General features: G+C 71.0%; 3 protein-coding genes and 2 pseudogenes. All 5 read right to left on the minus strand.

The window, feature by feature from the left end:
* A pseudogene (locus ACJ73U_RS30960) lies at positions 1-216 on the minus strand (hypothetical protein); the annotation flags it as partial.
* An 18-nt stretch (positions 217-234) separates the two neighbouring features.
* The gene (locus ACJ73U_RS30965) at positions 235-2805 is read right to left on the minus strand and encodes a hypothetical protein (RefSeq protein WP_407781269.1); all 2571 of its coding nucleotides are present in this window, start codon (positions 2803-2805) and stop codon (positions 235-237) included.
* Complete coding sequence (locus ACJ73U_RS30970) at positions 2802-3161, minus strand: WXG100 family type VII secretion target (RefSeq protein ID WP_407781270.1); 360 nt, start codon at positions 3159-3161, stop codon at positions 2802-2804. The genes ACJ73U_RS30965 and ACJ73U_RS30970 overlap by 4 nt, the downstream gene beginning before the upstream one ends.
* A 142-nt stretch (positions 3162-3303) precedes the next feature.
* The gene (locus tag ACJ73U_RS30975; RefSeq protein WP_407781271.1) at positions 3304-3825 is read right to left on the minus strand and encodes a hypothetical protein; all 522 of its coding nucleotides are present in this window, start codon (positions 3823-3825) and stop codon (positions 3304-3306) included.
* A 3-nt stretch (positions 3826-3828) separates the two neighbouring features.
* Positions 3829-5867: pseudogene (locus tag ACJ73U_RS30980) on the minus strand (hypothetical protein); the annotation flags it as partial.

Consider the following 5867-nt stretch of genomic DNA (forward strand, 5'->3'; position numbering starts at 1 on the left):
GGTCGCCCAGCCGCCGGCCTGCTTGCGGCGCCGGCCCAGCTCGCCCATGTGCTTGGCGACCTGCTCCATCACCGGACCCTGCTTCTTGAACGCCTCCAGCGCCTGCTCACGCCGCTGGCGGAAGTTGCGGTCGCGCAGCGCACGCCGGTCGGCCATCTCCCGCTGGACCTGCGCCATCTTCGCCCGCGCCGCCGCGGCGACGTCAAACGCGCCCATCAGTTTCCCCTCATCTGGTTACCGCTCCCCGCCGAACGCGTTGCGGATCCGCTCCGGCTCGGCGGGATCGTCGAACAGGTCGCCGGTGGTGCGCCACTGCGTGGCGCCCCGCTCGGAGTCGCCGGAACCGCCCCCACCGCCCGGTGCCCCACCCAGCATCGGCATGCCGCCGCCGGCCATGCCCGGCTGCGGCTGGATGTGGTGACCGGAGTGGTCGCCGCCGGAGTTGTCCGGGGCGCTCGCCAGGCTGGCCTCGCCGCTGTGCCGCTCCATGTACGGCGACGGGTGGTGGTCCGGCACGCCGAACGACCCGGCCGCGCCACCCGCCGAGTGCGGACCCGCGTCCAGGTCGGCCGAGGCCGCGGACGTCGTGTACCCGTGGTGTGCCGGCTCGCCGAACGCCGGCTGGGTGCCGAACTGCTGGTGCTGCCCGTGGAGCGGCTGCGCGCTGTACTCCCCGGGCGCGTGCCCCAGGTGTCCGCCGTCGTGCCACGACGGGCCTAGGGCACTTCCGGGTGTGGTGAACTGCTGGCCGTGGCCCGTGTCGGCCGGCACGGCCTGTGCGTCGGCCGGGGCGAAGTCCTGCATGGCCGCGGGCTGCGCGATGCCCTGCGGCAGCTGGTCGTACGCGGGCAACGTCGTGACGCCGCCCTGGGAGCTCCCGTCGTGGACCGGCAGGGTGCTGACCCCGGCCACGCCCGGTGGCATCTGGTCATACGCCGGCATGGTCGTGACCTGGCCGCCTGACGTGCCGTCCGTGCTGGTCGCCTGCCCGGAGGTCTGCGACTCCGAGTAGTCCAGGTTGTAGGTCGTCGGGTTGCCCGTGCCGTCGTCGACGGTGACCACGACCGTGTCGGGTTGGCCCTCCGGCCGCTCGGCGGTGATGGTCAGTGCCCCGTCGGTGATCGTGCACTTCCCGTCCGGGCCCGGCTCGATGGGCTGGTCCTGCCCGGGCACGCCGTCGCCGGACTGTGTGCCCGGCGTGCCGGGAATGCCGGGCTGGCCCGCCTGTCCCGGCTGACCGGAGGTGCCCGGCGTCGCGGCGTCCGGGCCGCCGAAGTCCATCGTGTACGTCTTCGGGTGGCCGCTGCCGTCGTCGACCGTGACCTTGACCATGCCCTGACCGTCCGGGCTGGTGACCGCGATCTCCCGGTCGCCGTCCTTGATGGTGACGGTCTCCTGCTGGTCCCCGGTGCCCGCCGTCGACGGGTTCGTGGTCGGGTTGGTCGTGGTCGGGTCCGTCGTACTCGGGTCGTTCGACTGGTCGCCGCCGCTCGGGTCGGTCTGGCCGCCGGTGTTCGTGGGGGGTGGTGTCGAGACGCTCGGCGTCCCACCGCCGCCACCACCGCCACTGCCGGAGCCGGTGCCCCCGCCGCCACCCCCGCCGGTGCCACCACCACCGCCGCCCCCGCCGCCACCGGAGTTGGGCTGGGTCACGGCCAGCTGGCCGAACTTGTTCTCGTAATGCTTGAGGACCTTGTTCATCTCCGCGTAGTGGGAGTTGACCGCCTCCAGCGCGTCGTCGCAGGCCTGCTTGTAGTTGACGTACAGGTTGTCGTGCAGGTCGGCGTTGAAGGAGTCACGGATCCACTTCTTGCACTCGCGGATCGTGTACTCCTTGTTCTCGTCGTTGAGGCCGCAGTCGTCCGAGCGGAGGGTCGACTCCAGGTTGCTGCCGGTGCTGGCGTCCACCCAGGCCGCGACCTCCAGCACCTCGTCCTGCGAGTGGAAGTCACCGCACGCGAGCTTGACCACCTTCGCCGCGATCTCCGGGGACGCGCTGCCGACGGTGCCCCGCACGCTCTGGTAGAGCTGGATGATGTCGTTCGCCTTGTCCTTGCAGGCGGTGAAGACGTTCTGGACGGCGGTCTCGATCGTCTCCGAGCCGCTCTGCAGGTACTCGAGAAGATCCTTGACGTTCGGGGACACCTTCTCGGAGTAGTACTGGTAGGAGGCGTTGGCCGCCGGACCGGACCAGTCCTTGTAGACCTTGTTCAGCTCGGTCTGCGAGTCGGTGCTGAGCGTGTTGAGCTGCGTGTGGGCGTCCCGCAGGCGCTTGGCGTCGTCCAGGAAGTTCTTGAACGAGATGCCCATCTGCTCGTCGAAGCGCTTCTTGATGTCGTTCTCGAGGTTGATCTTCCCGTAACGACCGAGCGAGTCGCTGGGCACCTTGTCGTTGACCGGGAGGAAGTCCTCCCACAGCTTCAACGCGGGCCGCGCCTTCTCGAAGATGTCGTTGGACTTCTGCACGCCGGCCGACGAGCCTTCCGCCGGCAGCTGCATGTCCTCGATGGCCGTGCGCCCGGACTCGACGGTCTGGTCGTTCATCCGGTGGCTGTAGCCGGCCTCGTCGGACTCGTCCTTCGCCTGCTGGTACAGCTTGTCGGTGCCCTTGAAGACGTCCCCGTCGATGTCGAGGTCGCCCTTGAGGTTGTACTCGGCCTTGGTGCCGTCGGTGTAGTCCTCGACCTCGGGGGACGCGTCGTCGCCGTTCTCCAGGACGTACGCGGCGAGCAGCGCCTCCTTGGTGTCCGCCGTGGCGTAGGGGTCGTCGAGGACCGACTTGACCTCCGACCAGGACTTGCTCACGTGCCGCTCCCGGCGGAGGTCACCGTGTTGGCGGCGCCGGTCTCGTGCTGGGCGTAGTTGGTGGCGGTGCCACCGAGGTTCTGCGCGAACGCGACGAGGTTGTCGCACATGGCGACCGCACCGGCGCCGAGCTGGTCGAAGGCCGCGGAGTAGTCCTTCTGGAAGGCCTGGTGGTCGGGGTGCGTGCCGAACTCGGCGGCCTGGGTCTTGGCCGGCTTGACCTCGTCGACCTCGCCCTTGACGTCCTCGGCCTTCGTGCTGATGGTCCGGCCGGACGACGACATCGTGCCCGTGTTGGTCTTGTACCCGTCCGGTGCCTGCACCCCGGAACCCGCACTCGTCGGCGGCGTGTTCATGGTCGACGTTCCCCTCACGATCGTGCTGGCGCGGTTCTGCTCGCATTGGACGCGCGCCCGCGACGGTTGGTGCCGTCACATCCGCACAAAGAATGTACCTATGCGCAGGTGGCGGCGAGGGCAACGGGCGAATTTGCTTCCGTTACCGCAGCCAGGTCCGCCCGGACATGTCGTCGTCCACCTCGGACCGCGGCGGTCTCTTCCGTGCCGGTCTGTCCTGTTCCGGGGCGCCCTCGTCGGCCGGAGCGCCGAGCTTGAGCGTCCGGCGGGGCGGGGCCTCCCTGGGCGGCGCGGCTGCTTCGACGGGTACGACGGGCTCGGCGGGTTCGGGCTTGGCGGCCTGCCTGGCCTCCTCGGCCGCCTGGCGGGCCTGCCGGTCGAGCGTGAACTCGTCGGCCCCCAGTGACAACGTCGACGGCCTGGGCCGGGACTTGGGCGTGTCCTCGGCCTCCTGCTGCTCGGCGGGCGGGTGCTCGACCTCCGCCTCCGCCCTGCGCTGGAGCGCCGCCCTGAGGTCGGCCTCGTCCCGCTCGTGGGCGGCTCTGGCCTGTTCGGACAGCTCAGCGGCCTGCCGCACCCGTTCGTCGAGCGCGGACCTGTTCGCCGCGGCGATCTCCCGCAGTCGCCGCCTGGCCGCCGCGTCGTCGATGTCGATCAGCGCCATGGCTCACCTGTCGGTCCGCTCGAAGTCGCCGTCGCCGAGCACGCCGTGCATGCTGTGGACCGGCTCGCCCGTGTCGAAGAGGTCGCCGTGCACGCTCCAGCCGGACCCGGCCCGACCGACCTCGCCCGCGTTGCCGCCGCCGGGGTGCCCGATCATCGGCAGACCGGCACCGATCATGCCCCCCGTGTCGGGCTGAGCATCGTCCGGCGCGGCGGCGAGCACGGCCTCGCCGTTCGGGTGGTCGGGTGACAGCACCCCGGAGACCGAGCCGCGTGCGTTCTCCGACCACGCCGACTGCGGCGAGGTGAGCTGGTTGGCCTGGTCGCTTGTGAACGCGGCTGCGGGTGCGGCCCGCGTGCCGGTCTCCGAGGTCGAGTCCGAGGTCGGGTCGGAGGCGGAGGTCGGGGTCAGTGGCGGCGCGGTGCCGGTCGTGCCGGTGGCGGAGTGAGTGGGGATGGCCGTGCTGTCCGTGGCGGGAGCGGCGGCCGCGGGGTCCGCACCGGACGGGATGGCGCCGTCCGCGCCGGCAGTGGTGCCCGCGCGGACGGTGCTGTCGGCGCCGGCCGTGGTGCCCGCCCCGGCAGTGTTGCCCGCGCCGGCGGTGCTGTCGGTGCTGCCCGCCCCGGCGGTGTCGCCCGCGCCGGCTTCGGTCGCGGGGGGTTGGGCGTCGGCCGGGGTGTCCGGGAACTCGACGGTGTACGTGGTCGGCTTGCCGGTGCCGTCGTCGACGGTGAGCGTGATCTGGTCCGGGGCGAACAGCGGCCGCTGCGCGGTGATGGTGACGTCACCGTCCTGGAACACGCACTTGCCGTCGGTGCGGGCCGGCACCTGCTCGACTCCCTCGGGTGCCGGTTGCCCGTCAGCCGACCGGAGCAGACCGCTCGCGGCGTCGAAGTCGAGGTCGTAGGTCCTGGTCGTGCCACTCGCGTCGGTGACGGTGACGTTGACGTGGCCCTCGCCCTTGTCGCTGACCCCGATCGTGCGGTCGCCGTCGTTGATCGTGACCGCGCCGGGGTCGGCGGCCGGATCCGTCGGCGGCGTCGGCTCCGACGGATCCGCCGGCGGCTCGGCCGCGGCGGCGTCCTGCGCCTGGTCGGGCTCGGGTGCCGGCTCCGGTGACGGCTCGGGTGTCGTCGTGGGCTCGACGATCGGCTCGACCGCCGCGCCGCCGTCCGGGTAACCGCCGCCGGGTGCGGGGGAGCCACCGCTGTCGCTGCCGGGGTCACCACCACCGGTCGGCTGCCCGTCGCCGGTGCCGCCGACGACCTTCAGGCTGCTGAACGCCTGCGACCTGGCCAGCGCGTGCACGTTGTCGACGGCGATCTTGAGGACGCTCTCGACGTTCTCCTTGAACTGGTCCGTGGCGCCGCACCAGTCGTGGACGATCTTGCGGATCTTCTCCCGGCCGTCCTTGCCCGACCGCACGAGGTGCGTGTACATGAGGCGGACCCGCTCGAGGTTCATCTCGCACGACTCGGCCTCGCACGACGCCAGCTGGTGCGTGGTCGCGAACTGGTCCTTGAGGATGGGTGTGACCGCTCCGTCGTCCTTCTTGCAGAACGGTGGTGGCACTACGCACACGCTCGCCAGGTGCACGCCGGTCCGCTCGTCCATCTTGTGCCACTGGTCGGGTGGGGGCATGTGCGTGAAGCTCAGGGACTGCTGGGTGGCGGAGGCGTAGTCCTGGTACATGGACCTGGCCTGGGTCATCGCCTCGAGCAGGATGCCGCCGACCTTCTTGGCCGCCGCCGAGTAGGCGTCCAGCGTCGTCCTGATCTTGTCCATCGCCGTCCTGAACGCGTCGAAGGACTCGCCGGACCACTGTTTGCCGACTTCCCTGACGTTGGCGTCGATGGCACCGGACAGGTTCTCGAGCGCGAGGCCGAGCCCGTTCAGCGCGGCGCCGTCCTGCTCGATCCGTCCCCAGTGGAGATCGAGGATCTCACCCCGCTTGCTCATGGCGATGTTCTTGTCGCCGAGCCCCAGCTTCTCGTAGTACGCGGGGACGACGTCCCTGATCGGCTTGTCGAGCGGGTCGCCGA

The sequence above is a fragment of the Actinophytocola sp. genome, from assembly GCF_045807065.1.
Taxonomy (GTDB): domain Bacteria; phylum Actinomycetota; class Actinomycetes; order Mycobacteriales; family Pseudonocardiaceae; genus Actinophytocola.